The organism is Leucobacter sp. wl10 (assembly GCF_003569785.1).
Lineage (GTDB): Bacteria > Actinomycetota > Actinomycetes > Actinomycetales > Microbacteriaceae > Leucobacter.
This window is the reverse complement of the sequence record NZ_KZ984018.1, coordinates 1-20,895: the sequence shown is the minus strand read 5'-3', so window position 1 is coordinate 20,895 and position 20,895 is coordinate 1. Positions and strand designations below refer to the sequence as shown.

General features: G+C 71.9%; 20 protein-coding genes. 16 read left to right on the top strand and 4 right to left on the bottom strand.

Going from position 1 to position 20,895, the window contains the following annotated elements:
* Positions 1 to 574: small multidrug efflux protein (locus D1J51_RS17275; protein ID WP_119077207.1), on the bottom strand; the 574-nt coding region annotated here is incomplete at its 3' end.
* Positions 575 to 740: 166 nt separating this feature from the next.
* Between D1J51_RS17275 and D1J51_RS17270 the strand changes: the two genes are divergently transcribed.
* Together D1J51_RS17270 and D1J51_RS17265 are read left to right on the top strand one after the other, a co-directional pair.
* Positions 741 to 2,000: a sensor histidine kinase gene (locus D1J51_RS17270; RefSeq protein WP_119077205.1), complete on the top strand. Its 1,260-nt coding sequence runs from the start codon at positions 741 to 743 to the stop codon at positions 1,998 to 2,000.
* Complete coding sequence (locus D1J51_RS17265) at positions 1,997 to 2,599, top strand: response regulator transcription factor (RefSeq protein WP_119077203.1); 603 nt, start codon at positions 1,997 to 1,999, stop codon at positions 2,597 to 2,599. Before D1J51_RS17270 ends, D1J51_RS17265 begins: the two co-directional genes overlap by 4 nt.
* A gap of 144 nt (positions 2,600 to 2,743) precedes the next feature.
* On the opposite strand, the gene D1J51_RS17260 is transcribed toward D1J51_RS17265, so the two are convergent.
* Entirely contained in the window at positions 2,744 to 3,628 is an 885-nt protein-coding gene (locus tag D1J51_RS17260) for an HhH-GPD family protein (protein WP_119077201.1), read from the bottom strand.
* Positions 3,629 to 3,756: 128 nt separating this feature from the next.
* Between D1J51_RS17260 and truB the strand changes: the two genes are divergently transcribed.
* The 11 genes from truB (at position 3,757) to hpf (ending at position 16,284) form a co-directional block, all read left to right on the top strand.
* A complete protein-coding gene (gene truB / locus D1J51_RS17255) occupies positions 3,757 to 4,737 on the top strand; it encodes a tRNA pseudouridine(55) synthase TruB (RefSeq protein WP_119077199.1) in 981 nt (326 codons plus the stop codon).
* Positions 4,734 to 5,090: a hypothetical protein gene (locus D1J51_RS17250; protein WP_119077198.1), complete on the top strand. Its 357-nt coding sequence runs from the start codon at positions 4,734 to 4,736 to the stop codon at positions 5,088 to 5,090. Before truB ends, D1J51_RS17250 begins: the two co-directional genes overlap by 4 nt.
* A gap of 250 nt (positions 5,091 to 5,340) precedes the next feature.
* A complete protein-coding gene (locus tag D1J51_RS17245) occupies positions 5,341 to 5,556 on the top strand; it encodes a WhiB family transcriptional regulator (RefSeq protein WP_240423424.1) in 216 nt (71 codons plus the stop codon).
* A gap of 71 nt (positions 5,557 to 5,627) precedes the next feature.
* Complete coding sequence (locus D1J51_RS17240) at positions 5,628 to 8,537, top strand: glycosyltransferase family 2 protein (RefSeq protein WP_119077194.1); 2,910 nt, start codon at positions 5,628 to 5,630, stop codon at positions 8,535 to 8,537.
* Positions 8,534 to 9,928 (top strand): DUF5719 family protein, encoded by a 1,395-nt coding sequence (locus D1J51_RS17235; RefSeq protein WP_119077192.1) that lies wholly within the window; start codon positions 8,534 to 8,536, stop codon positions 9,926 to 9,928. Before D1J51_RS17240 ends, D1J51_RS17235 begins: the two co-directional genes overlap by 4 nt.
* 164 nt (positions 9,929 to 10,092) lie before the next feature.
* Positions 10,093 to 10,530 (top strand): metallopeptidase family protein, encoded by a 438-nt coding sequence (locus D1J51_RS17230; RefSeq protein ID WP_162903917.1) that lies wholly within the window; start codon positions 10,093 to 10,095, stop codon positions 10,528 to 10,530.
* A 63-nt stretch (positions 10,531 to 10,593) separates the two neighbouring features.
* Positions 10,594 to 11,277 carry an MtrAB system response regulator MtrA gene (gene mtrA / locus D1J51_RS17225; RefSeq protein ID WP_119077213.1) on the top strand — a complete coding sequence of 228 codons (684 nt, stop codon included), beginning with the start codon at positions 10,594 to 10,596 and terminating at the stop codon, positions 11,275 to 11,277.
* A gap of 5 nt (positions 11,278 to 11,282) precedes the next feature.
* Positions 11,283 to 12,977, top strand: a complete 1,695-nt coding sequence (gene mtrB, locus D1J51_RS17220; protein ID WP_119077211.1) for an MtrAB system histidine kinase MtrB — start codon at positions 11,283 to 11,285, stop codon at positions 12,975 to 12,977.
* Positions 12,974 to 14,719 carry an LpqB family beta-propeller domain-containing protein gene (locus D1J51_RS17215; protein ID WP_119077190.1) on the top strand — a complete coding sequence of 582 codons (1,746 nt, stop codon included), beginning with the start codon at positions 12,974 to 12,976 and terminating at the stop codon, positions 14,717 to 14,719. The genes mtrB and D1J51_RS17215 overlap by 4 nt, the downstream gene beginning before the upstream one ends.
* A 109-nt stretch (positions 14,720 to 14,828) precedes the next feature.
* A complete protein-coding gene (locus D1J51_RS17210) occupies positions 14,829 to 15,632 on the top strand; it encodes a ComF family protein (RefSeq protein WP_119077188.1) in 804 nt (267 codons plus the stop codon).
* A 19-nt stretch (positions 15,633 to 15,651) separates the two neighbouring features.
* Entirely contained in the window at positions 15,652 to 16,284 is a 633-nt protein-coding gene (gene hpf / locus D1J51_RS17205; protein ID WP_119077187.1) for a ribosome hibernation-promoting factor, HPF/YfiA family, read from the top strand.
* 66 nt (positions 16,285 to 16,350) lie between these two features.
* Here the strand turns inward: hpf and D1J51_RS17200 are convergent, their stop codons facing one another.
* The gene (locus D1J51_RS17200; protein WP_119077185.1) at positions 16,351 to 17,004 is read right to left on the bottom strand and encodes an SGNH/GDSL hydrolase family protein; all 654 of its coding nucleotides are present in this window, start codon (positions 17,002 to 17,004) and stop codon (positions 16,351 to 16,353) included.
* A 48-nt stretch (positions 17,005 to 17,052) separates the two neighbouring features.
* Positions 17,053 to 17,634, bottom strand: coding sequence for a helix-turn-helix transcriptional regulator (locus tag D1J51_RS17195; protein ID WP_119077209.1), 582 nt, complete (start codon positions 17,632 to 17,634; stop codon positions 17,053 to 17,055).
* Positions 17,635 to 17,786: 152 nt separating this feature from the next.
* On the opposite strand from D1J51_RS17195, the gene speB reads away from it, so the two are divergent.
* From speB to D1J51_RS17180, 3 genes are all read left to right on the top strand, one after another.
* Entirely contained in the window at positions 17,787 to 18,734 is a 948-nt protein-coding gene (speB, locus tag D1J51_RS17190; RefSeq protein ID WP_119077183.1) for an agmatinase, read from the top strand.
* A gap of 77 nt (positions 18,735 to 18,811) precedes the next feature.
* Positions 18,812 to 19,225 (top strand): YybH family protein, encoded by a 414-nt coding sequence (locus tag D1J51_RS17185; RefSeq protein ID WP_119077182.1) that lies wholly within the window; start codon positions 18,812 to 18,814, stop codon positions 19,223 to 19,225.
* Entirely contained in the window at positions 19,222 to 20,646 is a 1,425-nt protein-coding gene (locus tag D1J51_RS17180) for a purine-cytosine permease family protein (RefSeq protein ID WP_119077180.1), read from the top strand. Before D1J51_RS17185 ends, D1J51_RS17180 begins: the two co-directional genes overlap by 4 nt.
* Positions 20,647 to 20,895: the final 249 nt, after the last annotated feature.

Sequence of the window (20,895 nt, the reverse complement as noted above, 5' to 3'; positions counted from 1 at the left end):
CATCAGGGTGTTGCGACAACCAATTGAATCCGCCCAGGGCGCCGCTGATCAGCACGGTGAGGAGGGTGGTCCAGCCGATGATCGCGACCGCCTGCCAGGCCAGGACGCGGCCCTTGCCGACACCGGCGGCGGCGAGCATCGTCGCGGTGAACTGGGTGGGCAGCAGGAGCGGGCCGAGCAGGCTCACACCCGGCACGCCGTAGCGCTCGAGCGCGCGCAGGAACTTCGTCCGCCGCGCCGAGGCGCGGCTGCCGTCGTTCTCCGCGGGCAGTGCCTCGAGCGACGTGCCTGCGGCCTCGGTCGCTCCGGCGCGCGCGAGCCTCCGCTGGCGGCGGCGGGTGACGACCGCCCGCCGCGCGCCGGAGCCGAGCAGCACGAGCGCGGCCACGCAGGCGAAGTTCCCGATGATCGCGGCGAGCGCGGCGATCACGGGGTGGATGCCGCCGATAACCCCGATCGTGGCCGCTCCCTCTCCCTCGATGAAGGGCACCGCGCCGGCCAGCGCGACGATCAGCGGCTGGATGAGCTCGGGCACGCGTGCGACGAGATCCTGGAAGGTGTCGATGAGGTTCATGGTCCGCTCCTGTCGGTCGTTGCGGGAGCGTCCTCGACGACCCCTCCCGTTAAGTGACACCAGTCCACCAGCTCGGCGTGCCTCCCGGAAGTGCCGGTCAGTCACCGGCTTGCGAGTGTTCCTCACGTCGCACGGGTGACATCTGTCATGGGCCTATCGTGGAGGCATGTCCAGTCGGAGCGAGCCGGTCGTGGAGGGGGCCTCCCCGCTCGCGTCGGAGACTCGCTTCTCGTGGCGCATCACGGCGACCTGGTGGTATACGGCGGTGGGCGTGCTGCTGATGGAGGCGATGCTCGGACTGGTCTGGCTTCTGGTTCTCGTCGTGTCCGGCCTGGGCTCGGGCCTGGTCGCGACCGTCGTCGTCGCCTATCTGGTGTGGCTCGGATCGACGGTGCCGCTGCTGCTGCGATACCGGCGAGACGGCGCGTCCTCGCAGCTGCTCGACCGGCAGATCCTGGTTCCGCTGCTCGTAGCGGCCGGGTGCGGCGGCGTCGCGGGAGTCGCTTCGGGGCTCTGGGCCGTGGGGGTGGCGCCCTTGGCCCAGTCGCTCATGCTGCTGCACTGGCCGCGCGGCCTGCGGGTGCGCGTCGCCATCGCCGCGACGCTGCTGCTGTTCGCCCTGTGGTTCGTCGACTCGGAAGCGCAGTTCGCCGAGCAGTTCGACGGACGGGGCGGATCGTTCCTCGGTCTATACTCCCTTCTCTTCGTGCCGGCCGCGACCGTTGTGTCGCTGTGGTGGTGGGACGTGCTCGTCGTGCTCGACCGGGCCCGCGCCTCCGAGGCGCGGCTGGGGGCGACGCAGGAGCGGCTGCGCGTCGCCACCGACGTCCACGACCTGCAGGGGCACCACCTCCAGGTGATCGCCCTCCAGCTGGAGCTCGCGGAGCGGCTGATGGCGAAGGATCCGGATGCCGCCCTCGAGCAGCTGCGCGCCGCGAGGGCGAGCGTCGACGAGGCCCGCCAGGGCACCCGAGATCTGGCCACGCGCTTCCGCTCCGTGCCGCTGCGCGACGAACTCGCCAACGCCGTCGATCTGCTCCGCGCGGCCGGGGCGGAGGCCGAGGCGGTGGTGGACGCCGCCGCGGACGGTGCGCCCGCAGACGTGCTCGGACCCGTGATTCGCGAGACCACGACGAACGTGCTGCGCCACGGCGGCGGCGAGTGGGCGCGTCTGAGACTCGCCCGTTCCGGCGCCCTGTGGCGCTACGAGATCTCGAACGACGCCGCGGCGGGCGCGGAGGCAGACGGGCGCGGATCAGGGCTCGACGGCGTCGCGCGGCGGATCGCGGAGGTCGGCGGCGCCCTCGACGTGCGACGCGGCAGGCACGAGTTCGCCGTGATCGTGACGGTGCCGGCAGTGCCGGTTGCGGCGGGGACGATCGAGGGGGCGGCGACGACCGGGACGACGAATGGGGAGGCATCGTGATCCGGGTGCTGCTCGCCGACGACGAGGCGATGATCCGCTCCGCGCTCGCGGCGCTGCTGCGGCTCGAGGACGATATCGAGATCGTCGCGGAGTGCGCCGACGGGGAGGAGGCGGTCGCCGAGGCCATCCGCCTGCAGCCGGACGTCTGCCTGCTCGACCTGGAGATGCCGGGTCTGGACGGGGTCGAGGTCGCCGCGCGTCTACGCCGCGCTCTGCCGACGCGCTGCGTCGTGGTGACGCGTCACGCGCGGCCGGGTGTGCTGCGCCGCGCGCTCGCCTCGGGGGTCGCAGGATTCCTCCCGAAATCGCGAGACGCCGAAGAGGTGGCCGAGGTCATCCGCCGCGTGGCGGCGGGGGGCAGGTACGTCGACCCGGAGGTCGCCGCGGACGCGCTGAGCGACGAGCGCTGCCCCCTCACCGGCCGCGAGCTCGACGTGCTGCGCGCGGGGCGGCGCGGCGAGACGACCGCGCAGATCGCCCGCGCGCTGTCGCTCGCGCCCGGCACGGTGCGCAACCACGTCTCCGCGGTGCTTGGCAAGCTCGGCCTCGAGAGCCGGCAGCAGGCGGTGATCCTCGCGGAGGAGCGCGGCTGGATCTGAGGCCGGCGCCGACCGAGTCCGCCGGGCCGCGCTGAGCGGTACGACCGCGGAAGCTCTGGGATCTACCGCAGGTATGCGACTTGGAGCGGGATCGGCCATATGTTCTGCAGATCCCATATTTTCGGCGGACCCCGCCTCCCGCGGCTACGGCAGCCGCGCCCGCCCCTCGAACTCCACGACGAGCCCGTCCGCGACCAGCGAGTCGTAGGCGCGTCCGGCTTGCTCCGGGTCCCGCACTCCTCCGTCGGCCGCGGCCTCGAGCGCCCGGGCGACGGGCACCGGCTCGCCGGAGCGGCGCAGCAGCGCCATGATCCTGCCGCGCACCTGTCGGTCGCTGCCCTCGAACCTCGCCTGTCTTGGCCGCTTCTCGGGCGCGTTGTCGGGGTAGCCCGCGCCGCGCCACTCGCACCACCGCGCGATGGGGCACTCGGCGCAGCGCGGGGCGCGCGCGGTGCACACGACCGCCCCGAGCTCCATCGCGGCCGCGTTGAAGCGGGCCGCTTCCGCGGGGTCGTCCGGCAGCAGCGCCTCCATCTCGGCGAGGTCGCCCGGCCGGGGCATGCCCGCCGCCGCTCGCCCGTGGACGGCGCGGGCGAGCACGCGCCTGGTGTTGGTGTCGACGACCGGGTGGCGCTCGCCGAAGGCGAAGGCCGCGACCGCGCGCGCCGTGTACGGTCCCACGCCCGTGAGCGCCAGCAGCGCGTCGACGTCGGCGGGCACCCGGTCGCCGTGCCGCTCGGCGATCTCGACGGCGGCGCGGTGCAGCCAGAGCGCCCGGCGCGGGTAACCGAGCCGGTCCCAAGCGCGCACCGCCTCTCCCGGCTCCTCCGCGGCGAGCGCCGACGGCGCCGGCCATCGCTCGATCCACGCCGTCCAGCGCGGCAGCACGCGCTCCACCTGGGTCTGCTGCAGCATGAATTCCGAGACGAGCACCGCCCACGGAGTGACCGCGGGATCGCGCCAGGGCAGATCCCGAGCCGCGAGCGAGTACCACTCGATGAGCGCCCGCCCGATCGCCGCCTTCTCCACCCGTCCAGTGTAGGCGGGCTCGAGAAGCGCCGGGCGGCGATGCCGCGGCTGTGCGGTCGCCCGCCCGCGGCGCGGCCGGTCACTCGGGCGGGGCGGACCGCCGAAGTGACCGGCGCTAGGCTGGTGGGGTGACGAGTGAGCCGCCGACCACGCTGCCCGGGCAGGGCGCGATCCTGCTGATCGACAAGGCCGAGGGGTGGACCAGCCACGACGTCGTCGCGAGGGCTCGCCGCGCGCTCGGCACGCGCAGGGTGGGGCACGCCGGCACGCTCGATCCCATGGCCACGGGGCTGCTCGTGCTGGGAGCCGGCCCGGCTACGCGCCTGCTCACCCATCTCGTGGGCCTCGACAAGACGTACACCGCCACGATACGGCTCGGGATCGCGACGGTGACCGACGACCGCGAGGGCGAGCCGGTGAGCACCGCGACTCCCGGAGCCGTGGCCGAGCTCGCCGCCGACCCCGCTCGACTCGCCGTCGCCGTCGGCGAGCTCACGGGCGACATCGAGCAGGCGCCCAGCGCGGTCAGCGCCATCAAGGTCGACGGGCGTCGGGCCTACGAGCGCGTGCGTTCGGGCGAGCAGGTCGAGCTGAAGAAGCGCCCGGTCACGATCCACGCGTTCGAGATCGGCGAGCCGCGCCTCGCGGCGTCGGACGGCGGGGAGCCGGTGATCGACGTCGATGCGACGGTGCGGTGCTCGACGGGCACCTACGTCCGCGCGCTGGCGCGGGATCTGGGCGCGGCGCTGGGTGTGGGGGGACACCTCACGGCGCTGCGGCGCACCGAGGTGGGGCCGTTCGGAGTCGACGACGCCGAGAGCATGGAACGGCTCGTCGAGGTCGGGGCGATCCCGACGATCGCACCGGCGGACGCGGCGACCTCGGTGTTCCCCGAGCTGCGGCTCACGGAGCAGCAGGCGGTGGATCTGGGGCACGGCAAGCGCCTCGAGCTCGGCCCGGGAGCCCGCCCGGTCGGTGGACTGGCCGCCGCGGTGGCGCCCGACGGGCGGCTCGTGGGGCTCGTCGAGGTGGAGGGAGGGCGCACGCGCGTGGTGACGAACTTTCCCGCGCCGGAGCCGGGCAGCGGCGGTGAAGGGAGCCGGGCGTGATCGTCTGGTACGGCGTGGCCGTCATCTCTCTCGCGCTCGTCGCGGCCGCGCTGTGCCTCGTGGCGGCGCTGCGCAAGCGCGCACCGGACGACTTCACCATGGGGGCGACGCTCCTCGTCGCGCTCCTGCTGCTCGCGCAGATCGTGATCTCGATCGCGGCGCCGTTCGCCGGTAATCGTGCGGCGGGGGATCCGCTCGAGTTCTGGATGTATCTCGTCGTCTCGTTCCTGCTGCCGCTCGGGGCCGGCTTCTGGGCGCTGATCGACCGCACCCGATGGGCGAACCTGGTGCTGGCCGTGGTGCACTTCGCGGTCGCCGTTATGACGTACCGCATGCTCGTGATCTGGGGGTGAATCGGGCACAATCGCGACACGCCAGCGTGTCTTGGACCCTCAAGCGCCCCTTGAGGGTTTATGATCTTCAGCTTGACTTGAACGAATCACAACGGTGTAATTGTGTGAGTATCGTCGCGCAGCGTGCGTGATCCCGGGCCAGAGGAAGGAGCGGTCGTTGAGCGATTCGCCGCACACGCCGGTGCCGGGCAACTGGTTCGTCGATCCCGTCTTCCTCGGCGTTCCCGGCGTTCGCAAGGACGACGAGGCGCTGGCGTGGCAGGCCGACGCGCTGTGCGCGCAGACCGATCCCGAGGCGTTCTTCCCGGAGAAGGGCGGATCGACCCGCGAGGCCAAGCGCATCTGCGAGAGCTGCGAGGTGCGGTCGGAGTGCCTCGAGTACGCGCTCGAGCACGATGAGCGCTTCGGCATCTGGGGCGGCCTCTCGGAGCGCGAGCGCCGCAAGCTGCGTCGAGACGCCGGCTGATCGATCTTGTTCACGCCTTGCCGTGCTCGCTCCAGGCCAAGCGCATCTGCCGCACCTAGACTGAGCGCGATATGCGCACGAGAGTAACCGCCATACTGGTCGCCCAGCGGGGCGGCGAGTGGCTCGAACAGACCATCGCCGGCATCGCCGCGCAGACTTTCGCCCCGGCGGCCGTCATCGCGGTGAACAACGGCGGCTCCGAGCGGCTCGGCGAGCAGCTGATGGCCAGCGGCGCCGGGCGCGTGGTGGGCGTCTCCTCGCGCCTGTCGTACGGCCAGGCCGTCGCCCGCGGCGTGCAGGCGGCGGGCGAGCCCGAGATCGGCGCGGGTGCGCCCCGCGTTCCCGCGCAGGGCGGGGTCGCGGAGGGCGCCGACGACGAGCCGGAGGAGTGGCTCTGGCTGCTCAGCGAGGACTCCTGCCCCGAGCCCGAGGCGCTCGAGCACATCGTCAGCAGCGTGCAGCGCGCCCCGTCGGTCGTGGTCGCCGGCCCCAAGGTGGTCGACTGGGACCGCCCCGAGCGCATCATCGAGCTGGGGCAGAGCCTCACCCGGTACGGCTCGCGCTGGACTCTGCGCCGGCAGGAGCTCGACCAGCAGCAGTACGACCACATGCAGGACGTGCTCGGCGTCGGCCCCGTCGGCATGCTGGTGCGCCGGGACGTGTGGGACCGGCTCGGCGGGTTCGATCCGGCGCTGCCCGTCTACGACGACGGCCTTGATTTCTGCGTGCGGGCCAGGCTCGCGGGCTACCGCGTGGAGGTGGCGCCCGCCTCCCGCGTGCGCTTCGCCCAGAGCGGCGTCGCGGGCCCGCACATCGACCGCCGCCGCTCGGTGCTGCGAGCGGCGCACCGGCAGGCGCGCACCTCCCACCTGCACCGCCGCATCTCCTACGCGCCCGCGTTCGTCGCGTTCTTCGAGTGGCTCGGACTGCCCGTCTACGCGCTGCTGCGCGTGCTCTGGGCGCTGATCCGCGAGCAGCCGGGCTACATGCTCGGCGAGTTCGTCTCGGCCTTCACCGTGTTCTTCCGGCCCCACGCGGTCATCGCGTCTCGGCGCAGGATCCGCGAGCAGTCCAAGCCGGGGTGGGCCGCGATCCGCCAGTTGCGCATCGACCCGAAGAGCGTGCGCACCGCGCGCATGATCGATCGTGAGGCCATCCTCGCCTCCACGGGGCGGCAGCGCCGCGAGCTGCACTTCATCTCCTCGGGCGGTCTCGCCGTGCTCATCGCCGCCGCGGCCGTCGCCGCCGCGCTCACCTGGTGGGCGCTGCCGCAGACCGGCCTCTTCGGGGGAGGGCTCGCCCCGCTCAGCTCCATCGACCAGCTGTGGTGGAACACCCGCACGCTCGACGGCGTGCCCGCCGACCCCTTCACCTGGGTGCTCGCACTGCTCGGCACCCTCACCTTCTGGAATCCGTCGCACGCGGTCGTGCTGCTCATGGTCGCGGCGATCCCGCTCACCGCGCTCGGAGGCTGGATCTGGGCCGCCCAGCTCACCGAGTCGAAGGCGGGCCGGGCGCTGCTCGGACTGGGCTTCGCGCTGAGTCCGGTGCTGCTCGGCTCGCTCGAGAGCGGGCGCCTGCCGACGCTCGTGCTGACGGTCGTGCTGCCCTGGCTGCTGATCGCGGCCACTCGATGCCGGGAGTCGTGGAGCTGGGCCGGGACCGCGTCTCTGCTCGCCGCCGTGGCGCTCGCGGCGGCGCCGATCCTCATCCCCGCCGCGCTCGTGCTGCTGGTCGTCGGCCTCTTCACCACGCTGCGCGGCGTCGCTCGAGTGCTCACGACCGCGCTGGTGCCGCTCGCGCTCTTCGCCCCCAAGCTCGTGACGAGCCTCATCGACGGACGCCCCCTCGATCTGCTGCTCGACCCCGGCATCGTGGTGCCCTTCGAGTCGGGCACCACCTGGCACCTGCTGCTCGGCTTCCCCAAGTTCGGGCTCGAGGGCTGGGCCGGCATCCTCGACGCCGTGGGCTTCGGCGGCCCGCCCGCCACGCTGCTGGTCGGCCTGATGATGCTGCCGGTCGCGCTGCTCGCGCTGCTCGGGCTCTTCACCGGCCGCGTCGCCGTCACCCTGTTGAACGCGCTGTTCGGCGGTCTCGGCATGGCGACCGCGATCGTCGCGGGCCAGTTGCGCCTGACGGTGCTGGGCGACCAGAGCGTGGCGCTGTGGACGGGATCGGGACTCGCGGTGTACTGGATCGCGGTGCTGAGCCTCGCGGCGGTCGGGACGGACGCGCTGCGTCGGGCGGCCGCCCCGGTCGCGGCTGCGGCACTCGTCGGAGTGCTCGCGGCGGTGGTGCCGGTGGGGTCGCAGCTGCTCCTGGATCGCGTGCCGTTCCAGCCCGGCAGCGAGCAGATGCCCGCGCTCGTGCAGGCCGCAGGCGAGACCGACCCGGGCATGCGCACGCTCGTGCTCACCCCAGAGGCCTCTCACAGCGTGCGCGCGGAGCTGATCGCCGGGCGGGGCGTGCGCCTCGACGCGATCCGCACGACCCTGACCGCTCCCGATGAAACGGCCGATGATCGGCGTCTCGCGGAGCTGGTCGGTGGTCTGGCCAGCGTGGGGGGCGCGGACATGCGCGACGAGCTGCGATCCGAGGGCATCGGCTTCGTGTTGCTCGGGCAGGGGGGCAGCGATGTCGAGCGCGCCGAGCTGCAGCGGGTCTTCGATCAGCACTCGGCGCTCGTGAGCGCCGGGCTCACCGAGCAGGGGCTGCTGTGGCGCGTGGTGGATCCGGATACCGAGACCGGGCCGCAGGGCGACGCCGGGATGCTGCTCGGCGGCACCTCGCTGAGCGGGCACACGATCTGGACGATCCAGCTCGCCGTGCTCCTGGGCGTGCTGCTGCTCGCACTGCCGACCGGCGAAGTGGCCTGGCGGCCGGAGAAGCGCAAGCGACCGAAGCGGCGGAAGCCGCAGCCTCCCGCCCGGCGGGCGGCGAGTGCTGAGACGCCGGCCGAGGGAGGGGAGACGGAGCGATGAGCGATCGTTCCCGGATGCTGCGCGGCGGAGCGCGGGCCGTCACCGGCCTCGTGGTCCTCGGCGCCTGCGGAGTCGCGGTGGCGCTGCTCGGCGCCATGACTCTTCCGAGCGTCGAGCGCGCGCCGCTCGCCGTGCAGGTCGACACGACGCAGGACGCGACCCGCAGCCTCGTGTGCGCCGGCTCGTTCGCCGAGCTCGGCGCCGATTCGAGTCGTCCCGGTGCGGCCATCCCGACGGGTGCCCCCGCGGTCACCGTGTCCGGCGTGGCCGCGAGCAGTGCCGAGCTCGCGCGAGCCGAGGGCGGCACGGGGCTGCCCGGAGTCTTCGCCGCCCCGTTCGCCGACCCTCTCGCGGCGGCGCAGATCCAAGCCGTCGATACCGGCACCCTGCGGGGCGCGGTCGCGAGCTCGTGCGCCGAGCCCCTCAACGAGCAGTGGCTGCTCGGCGGGTCGACGACCGTCGGGGTCGCGACCACGCTCAGCCTCGGCAATCCCGGCACCGTGCCCGCGACGGTGCAGCTCTCCGTGTTCGACGAGAACGGTCCCGTCGACGCGCAGTCGACCGGTGTGCTCGTCGCGCCCGGCACCCAGCAGATCCTCTCGCTGAACGGCTACGCCCCCGACCGCCAGCGCATCGCCGTGCGGGTCGCGAGCACCGGCGCTCCCGTGACCGCGAGCCTCGGCGTCGGACAGGTCGAGGGCATCTCGCCGTTCGCCGTGTCGTCCGTGAACCGGCAGGTCCAGGCCGCGCAGCGCCTGGTCGTGCCGGGCGTCGCCAACGAGAGCGGCCGCGAACAGGGGCCCAGTGACGCGGGCGAGGGCGACGCTTTCCCGGTGATCGTGCGCGCGTTCGCGCCCGGCGGCGAGAGCGGCACCGCCCGGCTGCGGGCGGTGGACCGGAACGGCAGGAGCGTCGACCTCGGGTCGATCGAGTTCGCCGGCGGGGCGGTGGGGGAGTCGCGCGTGGCGACCTGGCCCGCCGGTGCGAGCGCGCTGATCGTGGAGGCGGACGTACCGGTGCTGGCCGCCGCACTCGGCTCGTCGATGAAGAACGACCGCACCGATTACGAGTGGTTCTCGCCGGCCCCCGAGATCGCGGCCGAGCAGCCCGTGGCGGCGCCGGTGGTCTCCGGAGGAGGGCTCGTGGTGGTCAACGCGGGAACGGGCGAGGCAGAGGTGCGGGTCGCGCGCGCCGACGGGACCGGCAGGCCGAGCACCACGCGCATCCCCGGCGGGGCCGCGGTGGTCGTGCGCGCCCCCGCCGCGGCGGTGCTCACGAGCTCGGCCCCCGTGTACGCGGGCGTGCGCTACCTGGGCGAGGGGGCGATCGCCGGTTATCCGGTGCTCGCCCCGGATCCGCGCGGCGGCGAACTCACGGTCTACACCCGGTAGCGCCCGGCCCCGGCTCGCCGAAGCATATGGGATCTGCCGTACGTATGCGTGTCGGGGCCCGATCCGCCATATCTGCGGCAGATGCGATATCTTCTGCAGCATCTGCGCGACCTCGGCCCGTGTGCCCGCCCGCGCGCCGCGAGGCCGCCGCTAGACTGATCGGCATGTTCGGTCGTGAGCGCAGATCCCGTCGCCCCGTGCGCGTGCGGCGCCGGCACGAGCGGCGTCCGATCCGGTCCTCGCTCACGGGGCCGAGCCTGCCGGATCCGCGCAGCCGGTTCACCCGGTTCGAGACCGATGCCCGCGGCGCGGTGGAGCTCTTGCAGTCGTACCTCCCGGAGGAGCTGCGCGGGGTGAGCGTCGGTTTCCAGACCGCGCCCGCCGCCCGGGGCGAGAGCCGGTTCCCCCTGCTGTACTCGGTGGACCGCGACGCGCGCACCATCATGCTCTACCGCATGCCGATCCAGCGCGCCCGGGGCCTGCACGTCGACGACGACGAGCATCGGCGCTATTTCATCGAGCACTGCGTCTACCAGGCCGTGTGCGACTATCTCGGCCGCGATCCGTGGGAGCTCCTGCCCGGGCGCTTCGATCACTACTGAGCTGCGGCGCCCCGCGGCCGCGCAAACCACGGCTTTCGCAGCTTTGCGGCCATAATGGGTTTCATGAGCGCGCGCATCTTGGTGGTTGACGACGACAGGGCACTGGCGGAGATGCTCGGCATGGTGCTGCAGGGCGAGGGCTTCGCGACGGAGAGCTCGGCCGACGGCGCCGAGGCGATCGAGAAGTTCCGAGAGATGCGCCCCGATCTCGTGCTGCTCGACGTCATGCTGCCGGGACTCGACGGCATCGAGGTCTGCGAGCTGATCCGCGCCGAGTCGGGCGTGCCCATCATCATGCTCACCGCGCGCACCGACACGCGCGACGTGGTGCGCGGCCTCGAGGCCGGCGCCGACGACTACGTGGTCAAGCCCTTCAATCCTGCGGAGCTGATCGCCCGCATCCGCGCGCGACTGCGCGAGCCGCAGCAGGACGCCTCCGAGACTCTGCGCGTCGGAGACCTCACCATCGACGTCGCGGCGCACGAGGTGCGGCGCGGCTCCCAGCCCATCCCGCTCACGCCGCTGGAGTTCGACCTGCTCGCCATCCTCGCCCGCAAGCCGCAGCAGGTGTTCACCCGCGAGGTCCTGCTCGAGAAGGTGTGGGGATACCAGTACAAGGCCGACACCCGGCTCGTGAACGTGCACGTGCAGCGCCTGCGGGCGAAGATCGAGCGGGATCCGGATCGCCCGACCATCGTCACGACGGTGCGCGGCGTGGGGTATCGCGCCGGCACCGCCGTCGAGTAGGGATGATGGAGCGCACTCGCGGCCGCCGGCGCCTCACGACCGCGCTGCGCCGGCTCCGCCTGCGCTGGCTCAGGGCGACGCAGCCGGTGCTCGGACCCTTCCGCGCGCGCTGGCGCAGGTCGCTCATGGTGCGCACCATGACCGTCACGGGCCTCGTCACCGGCTTCGTGATCCTCGTGGCGGGCGTGTTCATCCTGACGAGCATCAGCGACGACCTCTACTCGTCGCGTCGCGATCAGGCGCTGCAGGACTCGGCGCGCGCGACTCTGGCGGCGCAGCGCCTGATCGACGCCTCCGACGCGGCCGATCGCGGGGCGCTGTCGGCGTTCGCGACCTCCGTGCAGCGCACCGTGCAGGACACCTCGGCGAGCCAGATGGTGTACATGCGCCGGCAGCCGGGCCAGGCGCCGTCCCCCGGGGCGCCCCCGCCCACCTCGACCAGCTCGATGCTGCCGGAGGTCGTCGACGCCGAGCTCTCGGATGCCATCAAGTCGGGCACGCAGCACTGGCAGCCGGTCACCTTCACCGCAGAGAACGGCACGCCGTCGCCCGGCATCGTGGTCGGCTCCACCCTCTCGTACCCGGCCGACGCCGGCACCTACGAGCTCTTCATCGGCTACGACCTGGCCGGCACCCAGGACACGCTGAGCTTCGTGCAGCGCACCCTGCTCATCACCGCGGCCGCCATGATGGGGTTCATCGGCGTTCTCGTGTGGATCATGTCCCGCATCGCGTTCCGACCCATCCGCGTAGCGGCCGATGCCAGCCGCCGTCTCGCGGCGGGCGAGAGCGACGCCCGCATGCCGCGTCAGAACGACGAGCACTTCGACGTGCTCTCGGAGGGCTTCAACGACATGGCCGAGACACTGCAGGCGCGCATCCGGGAGCTCGACCACCTCTCCGAGATGCAGCAGCGCTTCGTGTCCGATGTCTCCCACGAGCTGCGCACGCCGCTCACGACGATCAGGCTCGCGAGCGAGGTGCTGCAGGGCTCCTCGGGGGGCCTCGATCCGGGGCAGCAGCGGGCCGTCGAGGTGCTCGGCGCGCAGATCGAGCGCTTCGAGGCCCTGCTCGGCGATCTGCTCGAGATATCGCGCTACGACGCGGGCCGCGTGACGCTCGAGACCGAGCCCACCAATCTGGTGTCGCTCGCACACGAGGTGGTCGACGGCCTGCAGCCGCTCTCGCGGGCCGTCATCGAGGTGCGCGCGCTCGGCGGCTACACGCCCGTCGAGGTCGACGGCCGCCGCATCCGCCGCATCGTGTCGAACCTCGTGGGCAACGCCATCGAGCACGGCGAGGGCAAGCCCATCGTCGTCACCGTCGACTCCAACGCGTCGGCCGTCGCCATCTCGGTGCGCGACTGGGGCATCGGCATGAGCGAGAGCGAGGTCGAGCACGTCTTCGACCGCTTCTGGCGAGCCGATCCGTCGCGCAAGCGCACGCTCGGCGGCACGGGGCTCGGCCTCGCCATCGCCAGTGAGGACGCGGCGGTGCACGGCGGCGTGCTCGAGGCCTGGTCGAGGCTGGGCGGGGGATCGAACTTCAGGCTCACGCTGCCGCGAGGCGACGCGGTCAACGACTTCATGTCGCCGCTGTCGCTCGTGCCCGAGGACGTCGCCGATGCCGGCGACCCGCAGGCCACGGGCGGTTGGCTGCGTCGGCCGTGGCGCCGTATACGGAAGGAGGGCAAGGGATGAACCGGCATCGCCATGCGGACTCGGGATCGCCGCGCACCCGCGGATCCCGCGCACTCGCCGCGGCGCGCGCGCGTCGCCGCAGGAGCGCTCTCGGGGCGGTCGCAGCGCTCGCCGCGGCAGCGCTGCTCACCGCCTGCGCCACGATCCCGGGCAGGGGGCCCGTGACGGAGGGGCTCAAGAATCTCGAGCAGACCGACCAGGTGGTGCAGTACAACCCGTCCGGGCCCGTTTCGGGAGCCAGCCAGGAGGACCTGGTGCAGGGCTTCCTGATCGCTGCCACCTCCGCCCTCAACGACTACTCGGTGGCGCGCGAGTTCTTGACCTCCGACTACGCCGGGCAGTGGGATCCGTACTACGGCGTGCTCATCGCCGACGGCAGCCGTCCCTACCGCTCCGACGGCGAGGCCGCCGGGGTGCTGTCGCTCGCCGCGGTGGCGAAGATCGATGCGCAGGGCGTCATGCTGCCCGTGAAGCCGGGGCCGCGCACGGAGATGCGCTTCGAGTTCGAACAGGTGGGCGGCGAGTGGCGCATCTCCTCCGCCCCCGCGGGCATCATCCTCGACAGCACCACCTTCGCCACGATCTGGGAGCCGCAACAGCTCTACTTCGTGGGGCCGGGCAAGGTGCTCGTGCCGGAGACCCGATGGTATCTCTCGCGGCCCGCGCTCGTCACCGAGGTGGTCGACGCGCTGCTGCAGGGCCCCGGCGAGCGTCTGCGAGACGTGGTGCGCAGCGGGTTCCCGGCGGGGACGGCGCTGGTGTCGAAGTCGGTGCAGGTGGTCGACGGCGTGGCTCGCATCGATCTCACGGGATCGATACTCGAGGCGGGCCCGGTGGCGATGGCCGAGGTGGAGAAGCAGGTGGAGATGAGCCTGCAGGCGGTGCGGGGCGTGACCGGCTTCGAACTGCTCGTCGACGGGACGCCGCTGCGCGATACTCCGGGCGGCGAGGCGGCGACGCCGCAGCTCGTGAACCGGGTGTTCGATCCGGCGGTGATGACGGGCGGGGTGTTCGGCACGATCGTGTCGGGGGAGTTCCGGGCGATGAGCGGCTTCGCGTCGACGATCGCCGACTACGACCCCTCCGCCGTGACGCTCGCGCCGAGCGAGCAGGCCGCCGCGGTGAAGAACGAGAGCGGTGTCACCCTCGTCGACGAGGACGGGGCGCTGCTGGTGGACGACCGTCCCGGCCTGCTCGAGCCGGCCTTCGACCTGATGGGCTGCGTGTGGACGGTGCAGGCCTCCGACGCGGGGACGCTGCGCATCACGGCGCCCGACGGCACGAGCAGCGCCATCTCCGCACCGTGGCTCGCGGGTCGCGAGCCGGTGGCGGTGCGGGTGTCTCCGGAGGGGGCGCGGGTCGCGGCGCTCGTGCCGAGCGACGAGGGCAGCCAGGTGCTCGTCGCCGGGGTGGTGCGCGACGAGAACGGCGTGCCCGTCGCCACGACGGAGGAGGCGGACGTGCAGCTGTGGGTCACGGGCCAGCCCGTCGATCTCGACTGGCTGGGGCAGCAGCGCTTCGTCACCCTGACGAGGGCCGGAGCGGCCAGCAAGGTCACGTACAGCGGACCCGGGCAGCTCGCGATCCAGCAGGGATCCGTGCCGGGCGGGCGGCAGGTGACCGGGGGCGGGACGCGCACCCAGCTGCGGGTGCTCGGTGAGGGGAACGATCTCTTCGCCGAGCAGAACGGCGGTTGGCAGCGGGCCGACGGCGACGTCTCGCTGCTGGCGAAGCGCGGGTAGCGGCGGATCGTCTCGCTCACAAGTTGTCCGCTCCCATCGTCGTGGCGACTTCTCCACAGATGTGGGGATCGGGCGCGTCGCGTCCCGCGGCCCGAGAGACGATGGCGGCATGGACCTTCCACTGCTGCTCCGAGAGCTGCGACTCGATCTGCTCGCGCTCGTCTGGCCGACGGCGTGCGTCTGCTGCGGCCAGCCGGATCGCGACTGCTGCCTGCCCTGCCTGGTCGAGTTGCAGCGCCCCGGTCCGCTGCTCCACCCGGGGATCGGAGCGCCCTGCTTCGTGCGCGGGGTTTACGACGGGCCGCTGCGGGCGCTGCTCGTGGCGCTCAAGCACGGCGGCAGGACGGGGTTCGCGCGGCAGCTCGGCGCCGAGCTGCGGGTGCCCCTGCTCGCCGCCCTGTCGCACTGCGGCGGGCCGGCGGCTCCCGTGATCGTGGCGGCTCCGTCGAGACGATCGCGCACGAGGCGGCGGGGGTACCGGCACCTGGACCTGTTGCTGGACGTCGCACTGCGCGGCGACCGGCGGGCCGGCGCTCGGGAGCGGATCGCTGCGCTGCGCGTCCCTGCTCTGCGGGCGACGCGCCGGCGACGCGGACAGGTGGGGCTGGCGCCCGACGAGCGCGCGCGGAACGCCGCCAGGGTCGCGGTGCGAAGCGCCGCGAGGGCGGTGGTGCGCGGTCGCGAGGTGATCCTCGTGGACGACGTCATCACGACGGGAGCGACCGTGCTCGCGGCGCGCGACGCGCTCGAGGAGGCGGGAGCCCGCGTCGTGGCGATCGTTGCGCTGTGCGTCGCCGAGCTTCGTGACACGCGCGACGAACGCGTTGCGGCGACTCGGGTGGAAACCGAAACACCCGGTGGAGTAGAGTTCCGGAAAGGCGTGATGGTGCGCCACACCGGCCCACCCGCCTGAGGCTACCTGGGAGGTCACCATGGACGTGAACATCCGCGGCAAGAACGTCGGGATCACCGACCGCTTCGAGAACTATGTCGAATCGAAGACGGAGAAGGTAGCGGGCCTGCTACCCCGCGCCCAGGCGTTCGAGGTGAAGGTCTCCAGGCAGAGCGATCGCAGTCCGAAGCACGGCGACCTCGTGGAGATCACGCTCATCGGGCCGGGGCCCGTGATCCGGGCGGAATCCGCGGGTGGAGACAAGTATTCGGCCTTCGACATCGCGTACGGCCGGGTGCTCGAGCGCATCCGTCGCCTGAAGGACCGCAAGAAGGATCGCAGAGGGCGCGGCCGCACTTCGCTGGCCGACGCCGCGTCGCACGACTTCGAGATGGTCGATGTCACGCCGGCCCCGCTCGAGGTGCTCGAGTCGGTGGCCACGGGAAGCGTGCCGGTTGCGGGCGAGGACGCGGGCGAGGAGCAGTACACGCCCGTCGTGATCCGTACCAAGGAGTTCCCCGCCGAGCGGCTCGCGGTCGAGGACGCGGTGGACCAGATGGAGCTCGTCGGCCACGACTTCTTCCTCTTCATCGAGGTCGAGTCGGGCAGGCCCAGCGTCGTCTACCGCCGGAAGGGCTGGAACTACGGCGTCATCTCGCTCTCCGAGGAGTAGCTTCGACGCAGCGGGCGGGCCCGACGTCTCGTGCGTCCGGGCCCGCCCGCTGCGCGCTCGTGGGCGTCACCCGCGAGCCGTCTCGACGACGGCCTCGCCGATGGCCTCTCCGAGCACGCGGGCGCCCGCTTCAGTCGGGTGCACGCCGTCGTAGCTCATCCCCTCCGCGTAGCGGTCCCCCTCCCGGAGGCCGGCGGCGGCGTCGACCCAGGTCCAGCCCTCGCGAGAGGCGAAGCCCTCGAGGTATGCGTTCAGTTCGGCGGTGACGCCGACTGCGAAGTCGTTCGGCGGCACGGAGGCGAGTACGACGTCCTCCACCGCGGCCGCATCGGCGATCCGCCGCAGCTGGATGCCGATCTGGCGATGCGGAACCCATCCCGCGTCGTTGGTGCCCGCGAGGATCACGAGCACGTCGGCTTCGAGCGGCTGCTGCAGGGCGCTCGCCATCCGCTCGGTCGTGGCGCCCCACTCCGCCCAACCACCCACGAACTCGATCTCGGGCCCGATCGCGTAGCTCACCCACGACAGCGGTCCTGGAACGCCGCCCGCGAGGTTTCGGCTGTCCCCGTCCGTGATCGAGTCGCCGACCGCCGCCATGCGGATCGCGCCCCTCGTCGGTTCCTCCGTCGGGGGAGGGTCGGCGCGGGGCGGCATCGGCGCGCAGGCGACGAGCGTGAGGCCCGTCGCCGCCACGATCATCGCCGCCGCGCGTCGCATCATACGCAGCAGGGTAGGCGGAGACGCGGGAGTTTGGCTGTGTGCGCGGCCTCAGTTCGACCCGCTCCAGGCCGCGGGCACGAGCACCCACACCGTCTCCGCCCCCGCTGAGCCGCTGCACCAGGTGTGCGGGGTGCGTCCGGGGAAGGTGACGGTGTCGCCCGCGGCGAGCGTCATCCGCCGGTCGGCGAACAGCACCTCGAGCTCGCCCGAGACCACGTGCAGCGACTCGACGCTGCAGTTCACCGTGTAGAGGGCCGAGCCGCCGCTCGCGTTCGGGGCGAGCGAGGACCGCAGCACCTGCACCCGATCCTCCGCGCGCGGTGTGACGAGGCGCTCGTCGGCTCCGCTGCCGCCCATGTTGATGCGCGGTGCGTCGGCGAGGGCGATCCGCTGAATGTCGGGCTCGGCGAAGAGGCTGCCGATGGCCAGCGAGAGCGCCTGGCAGATCTGCACGAGGGTCGGCACGCTCGGCATCGTCTCATCGCGTTCGATGCGACTCACGAACCCCTTGGAGAGCCCCGTCGCCCGGGCGAGCTGCTCGAGCGTGAGTCCTTGCGCGCGCCTGGAGGCGCGCAGCTGAGCGCCTATCCGCACGGGTTCTTCGCCCGCATCGGGGTGCACCGGTCGCATGCTCGCCTCCTCGCCCTCGCGCACGGCTCGATTCCGCAACATCGTGCGCGCGCCCCGTTGACCGCGGCGCGCGATCCAGCCTATAGTGTGTGCAAGTTCACTCATAGAACTCACTTGTTTACTATAAGACAACTTAGGAAGGATGAGGGATCGTGACCTCTCACACCCCGCAGGGACCGGTCGACGCGAGTCTCACACCTCGCTACGCCGGGATCGCCACCTTCGCGAAGCTGCCCCGCATCGAGGATGTTCCGGCGGCCGACATCGCGATCGTCGGCGTCCCGTTCGACAGCGGCGTGAGCTTCCGCCCCGGTGCCCGCTTCGGGCCGACGCACGTGCGAGAGGCATCGCGCCTGCTGCGCCCCTACAACCCGGCCCAGGACGCATCGCCGTTCGCGCTCAAGCAGGTCGTCGACGCCGGCGATATCTCGGCGAACCCGTTCAGTCTCGACGAGGCCGTGCGGGCCGTCGAGGACGCCGCGACCGACCTCGGCGAGCAGGTCGACAAGATCGTCACGATCGGGGGCGACCACACCATCGCCCTGCCGCTGCTGCGCGCCATCAACAAGAAGCACGGGCCGGTCGCGGTGCTCCACTTCGACGCGCACCTCGACACCTGGGACACCTACTTCGGCGCCCCGACCACGCACGGCACCCCGTTCCGCCGCGCCTCCGAAGAGGGCCTCATCGACATGACGGCCTCGATGCACGGCGGCATCCGAGGCCCGCTCTACGGCAAGGGCGATCTCGAGGACGACGTGAAGCTCGGCTTCCAGATCGTCACCACCGAGTTCGTCGAGGAGCACGGCGTGCCCGCCGCGCTCGACCGCATCCGCGCCCGCGTGGCCGACAAGCCTCTCTACATCTCGATCGACATCGACGTGCTCGATCCCTCGCACGCGCCGGGCACGGGCACGCCCGAGGCCGGAGGCCTCACGAGCCGGGAGCTGCTGCGCATCCTGCGCGGTCTCGCAGATCTCAACATCGTCGGCGCCGACGTCGTCGAGGTCGCACCGGCCTACGATCACGCGCAGATCACCGCGGTCGCCGCGAGTCACGTCGTGTACGAGCTCGTGACCGCGATGGCCGCACGGGACTGAGTCCGACCTCCGGTCGCGCGAGCCGCGACCCGCCCGACCGGAGGATCGCCGCATCACGAATCCGAAGGAGTATTCACATGCACAGCCCGAACGAGGAGGCTGTTCTCGCTGCGGCCGATGCCATCATCGACGCCTTCGCGGCCACGGACACCGATTCCTACTTCGCAGGCTTCGCGCACGACGCGAGCTTCGTCTTCCATCCCGAACCCGCCCGTCTGAACTCGCGCGCCGAGTACGAGGCGCTCTGGGCGGGCTGGGTCGAATCCGGCTGGCGGGTCATCGCCTGCACCTCGAGCGACCGCCTCGTGCAGACCTTTCCCGGGGGCGCCGTGTTCAGCCACACGGTCGCAACGAGCATCGACTCCGCCGACGGCCCGGCCTCGTACGTCGAGCGCGAGAGCATCATCTTCCGCACGACCGATTCGAACGGCCTCATCGCGGTCCACGAGCACCTCTCCACGGTGCCCGGCGCCGAGGGGAGCGGATCATGACCGGCCCCGAGACGATGGCCGTCAATCTGGACGGCCATGGCGACTCCGCGGGCCCCGTCCGCGGCACGCAATCCCTGTTGCGCATCGGGATGATCTGGCTGGCGGCGAACCTCGTGGTGACGACGCTGCTCACCGGCACGCTGTTCACCCCCGCCGTCTCCTTCGGCACGGCGACGGCCATGATCGTGCTCGGTACGCTCATCGGATCGATCGTGCTGGTGCTCATCGGCAACATGGGCACGCGAACCGGGCTTCCGACGATGGCGCTCACGCGCGGTGCATTCGGGATCCGGGGCAGCCTTATCCCCGCCGCGGCCAATCTCCTCATCCTCATGGGGTGGAGCTGGGTGCAGGCCATGCTCGCCGGAGTCACGGTCAACTATCTCGTGGCCGAGGCCACCGGGTTCTCCAACCCGATGCTCTTCTCCGCGGTGTGCCAGGCCGTCGTGGTGGTGCTGGCGATCTTCGGCCACACGGGTATCTCGCGCGTGGAGCCGTGGCTCGCGCTCGCGATCCTCCTCGTCATGGGCTTCGTCTTCGCGGCGGCGTTCGGGGCCTTCGGGCCGGGTGAGTTCGCGGCGATCCCCGTCGACGCCTCATTGGGCGGCACGCCGTTCATCACCCTCGACCTCGTGATCGCCACCGCGATCTCGTGGACCGTGCTCTCCGCCGACATGAACCGGCACGCGAGGAGCAGCACGGCGGGCATCGTGGGCTCCGGGGCGGGGTACACGCTGTCGACGACGATCTCGATGTTCCTCGGGCTCGTGGCCTTCAGCACGGTGCTGCTCCGGGGCCGCGAGGCGGTCCCCTTCGATCCCTCGGTCATCGTGGCGGAGTTCGGCTGGCCCCTCGGCGTCGCCATCTTCCTCTCGGTGATGGCGACGAACACCATGGTGGTCTTCGGCATGGTCACCTCGGTCGTGAACGCGCAGTCGAAGTGGCGCCTCAAGTTCCTGCCGACCGCGCTCGTGCTCGGCGTGATCTCGGTGATCGGCTCCACGTTCCTCGGGCTGCTGAGCCAGTTCACCGACTTCCTGTTCGTCATCAGCGCCTTCTTCGTCCCGGTGTTCGCGATCATGATCGCCGACTACTACGTGCTGAAGCGTCGCGGCTACTCCAGGCAGATCCTGCACGAGCGACGCGAGAGCCGCTACTGGTACGCGGGCGGCTTCAACTGGATAGCTGTCGTGGTCTGGGTGATCGGCGCCGTGCTGTCGTACGTACTCGCCTACGTCGCTCCGAGCCCGATCGGGGCGAACATCCCGGCCTTCGCGGTGAGCTTCCTGCTCTACCTCGGACTCATGCTGCTCATCGGTCGCAGCGGCGCGCTCGGGCTGCGCGACCCGCGAGACGCCGATCCCGTGGGGCACCTGCTCGACGGCGCCGAAGAGACCTCGGCACTCCGGGTCGGGGGCTGAGGCGGCCCGCGGCCGATCCGCCCAGGGTTTGGGTCCTTGGTGGGGGTCGGCGGGGTGGACGGTGCGGGACACGCCCGGGATCCCGCCCCGTGTTGCGGGGCGGGCGGGGTGGGGGTAGTGTTGACCCTTGTCAGCGCGACGGAGCCGGGCGGCGGGAGCGGTCCGGTTCTTTTGGTTGCGCAGCGAGCACATATAGCTGTGCTAAGCTGGACGAGTTGCTGTTCGGGGTCTTTCGGTGTGTGCCGGGGG